A 2,539-nucleotide genomic window follows, 5' to 3' on the forward strand; every position below is an offset into this window, starting at 1 on the left:
CCGGCGGTTCGGCGGGTGCGGGGTGCTCACCGCTTCTTCCGAAAATATAATACGCGACAACCGCCAGAATAACGACGACCAGCGCAATCAGCCAGCCACTACCGCCGCCACCGCTCTGCTTGATGGTGGTGTTGGTGGTGTTGGGATTGAACGGGTCGTTTGGATTCGGTGCGTTCGCCATAAAAGTGTCCTCCGTGGATGAAAAATATCAATCAACACCATATAACGCGCAATCATTGAACTGGTTTCACGCTAGGGTTGGAAAACGCCAAAAACAAGGACAATCCCGCCGTTCCGGCGCCGGAATGGCGTCGTTTCGCCATGCAACGCGCCAAGTTGGTGCCTATTATGATCTTTTCGGAGGATTTTGCCGTGACGAATCCCCTGGCAGAGTTTGTCCCGAATCACTGCACTGCCCTCGCCGGAGCCCAGTTCGCCGACCGCTATGTGCTGGTCACCCAGGGTCTTTCTTTAACGGCACTCGGCGCGGCGGAACGCGCCCTGGGGCGAACGCCGCCCTGGGTCGGCAGGCTCATGGCGCTGCGCAACCTTGCCGTCAAGCCGTTCCGGCTGAAGACGGGCCTGGAAGCTGCGGTGTTGCCGTCAGGCCGGATCGGGATATTTCCGCTCATCAGCCAGTTTCCCGGCAAGGTTGTGCTTGGCCTCGACGACCGTCATCTCGATTTCCGTGTCCTGGTCGAAGTCAGGGATCTCGGCATGGGCCGGCAAGAGGTGGCCGCGACGACGATCGTCAAGACGCACAATTGGCTCGGGCGCGCCTATCTTGCGATCATCATGCCGTTTCACCGGATCATCGTTCCGGCGATGCTGGCCCAGATCCTGGCGAAGTAAACTGAAGTAGCTAAAGTCCAACAGGCGTGACGGTGTAACCGGCCTTGCGGAAGTCCTCGACGAGGCCTTCGGGGCCGGGAAGGTGGAGGGCGCCGACCGCCATGAAGACGTTGCCCCTAGCAAGGATCGGTTCGGCATGCTCGACCATCACCTTGTTGCGGCTGGTGATCATGGTTTCCTCGAACGCCGCATAGCCCGCGGGGTCGTCCGTGCCCTCCGGCATGGCCACGCGAAACAGCGGCCAGAACATTCCGGTGTCGCCGCGCTGGTAGAGCACGATCATGGTTTCGTTGATGTCGTTGATCTTATCGCCGAGCTTCAGCGTGTCGACGAGGCCCTTCATGTGAAACGCCAGCGGCAGCGAGGCCATGGCGCGCAACTGGCTTTCAGCAGTCTCCAATCCTTCCACCGGCTTGCCGGAAGCCTTTGCACCTTCCGCCAGCCTGACATCGAGCACCGGGGCGCCGCCTGACTGGCGGGCGAGTTCGCAGGCCGGCAGTGCCATCATGGCCGAGAGCATCCACGGCTTCATCTTGGCAACCGTTGCCGGAGGAATGCCGCGTGCGTCGAGCGCGGCGTTCATGGCCGCCGCATCGTCGGGCGACAGCAGCGACGCCAGCGTCGTCGAATCAGTGAACATCATCAGGTCCGGCTCCTTGAGCATCGCGACCATCATCTTCTGCTTGTCGAGCACGTCCGTGGTTTCGATGATGATGGTGCCGGCGGCGTCATAGGCTTTCTGCGCGTCGGGAGGCAGCGTGGTGACGCGCGGGTCGGTCATATGCATGGTGCCGAACAGGAAGGACGGCTTCTCGCCGGGCTTTTCCAGCTTCCACAACAGGCCCTTGCCGTTCGGTGTCGCGGCGGCTTCCGCTTCGATCTTGCGGTAGGTCGCCGGATCGTTCTTCTGCAAGGCCGACAGCATGTCGGCGCCGGTGCAGGTCGGGATTTCGGCATGCGCCTTGCCGGCCGCGAACAGCAGTACGGCGAGAAACGACAGGAAGAACAGAACGTTGAGCGCGACGAGCAGCTTCAGCGACACGGAAGCTGCACGGTCGGCGATGGCGATGACGCGTTTCATGATCCCATTCCTAGAACCGAAAAGCGGCAAAACGGTTAATTGGTACTGCGAAATTGTCTTCGACCGGCTATCGCCCTCAGCGGACGTCGATGGTGCTCATGACTCAATGATTAGCGGAAACGCCCATTTCTTCGTCATCCATGGGCGGAGCAAGGAGCGTAGCGACGCGGCGCAGACCCGAGGATCCATGCCGGGACTCTGGAACGCTGCAACAGTGCAGAATTCCGCTCCGCAGCACTCCATGGCAAAGGTCGCGGCATGGATCCCAGGGTCTCCGCGACGGAGCTTCGCTCCTGCTTCGCCCAGGGATGACGACGTTGGGGAGGCTTTCGGCCAATGGTGAACGTTTGGCCACCGATACTATGCGACGCTACTGGCGTTCATGCCCGTGGATGGGCTGATTCGTAAATCTCGAGCAGCCTCGCGGTGTCGACGCCGGTGTAGATCTGCGTCGTCGACAGACTGGCGTGGCCGAGCAGTTCCTGGATGGTGCGCAAATCGCCGCCGCGGCCGAGCAGATGCGTAGCGAAGGAATGGCGCAGCGCATGCGGCGTCGCGGTATCGGGCAGGTTGAGCGCCGAGCGCAGCTTGGCCATGTCGCGCTGG

3 protein-coding genes and 1 pseudogene are annotated in these 2,539 nt (G+C 61.5%); 1 reads left to right on the top strand and 3 read right to left on the bottom strand.

Annotated features, from left to right (window positions below):
* Window positions 1-181: pseudogene (locus tag EN939_RS29480) on the bottom strand (hypothetical protein); the annotation flags it as partial.
* Between the two features lie 77 nt (window positions 182-258).
* Here EN939_RS29480 and EN939_RS29485 point away from each other — a divergent pair.
* The gene (locus tag EN939_RS29485; protein ID WP_127270062.1) at window positions 259-852 is read left to right on the top strand and encodes a DUF2867 domain-containing protein; all 594 of its coding nucleotides are present in this window, start codon (window positions 259-261) and stop codon (window positions 850-852) included.
* Between the two features lie 10 nt (window positions 853-862).
* On the opposite strand, the gene EN939_RS29490 is transcribed toward EN939_RS29485, so the two are convergent.
* Both EN939_RS29490 and EN939_RS29495 read right to left on the bottom strand, forming a co-directional pair.
* Window positions 863-1,933, bottom strand: coding sequence for a TraB/GumN family protein (locus EN939_RS29490; RefSeq protein ID WP_127270060.1), 1,071 nt, complete (start codon window positions 1,931-1,933; stop codon window positions 863-865).
* Window positions 1,934-2,313: 380 nt separating this feature from the next.
* Window positions 2,314-2,539, bottom strand: a 226-nt coding sequence (locus tag EN939_RS29495; RefSeq protein ID WP_164751322.1) for a tyrosine-type recombinase/integrase, incomplete at its 5' end; no start/stop codon positions are given.

It is taken from the genome of Mesorhizobium sp. M7A.F.Ca.CA.002.05.1.1, from assembly GCF_003998335.1.
Classification (GTDB): Bacteria; Pseudomonadota; Alphaproteobacteria; order Rhizobiales; family Rhizobiaceae; genus Mesorhizobium.

Coding starts and splice junctions, on each gene's coding strand:
- EN939_RS29490 (WP_127270060.1), bottom strand. CDS start 1,933: ATGAAACGCGTCATCGCCATCGCCGACCGTGCAGCTTCCGTGTCGCTG.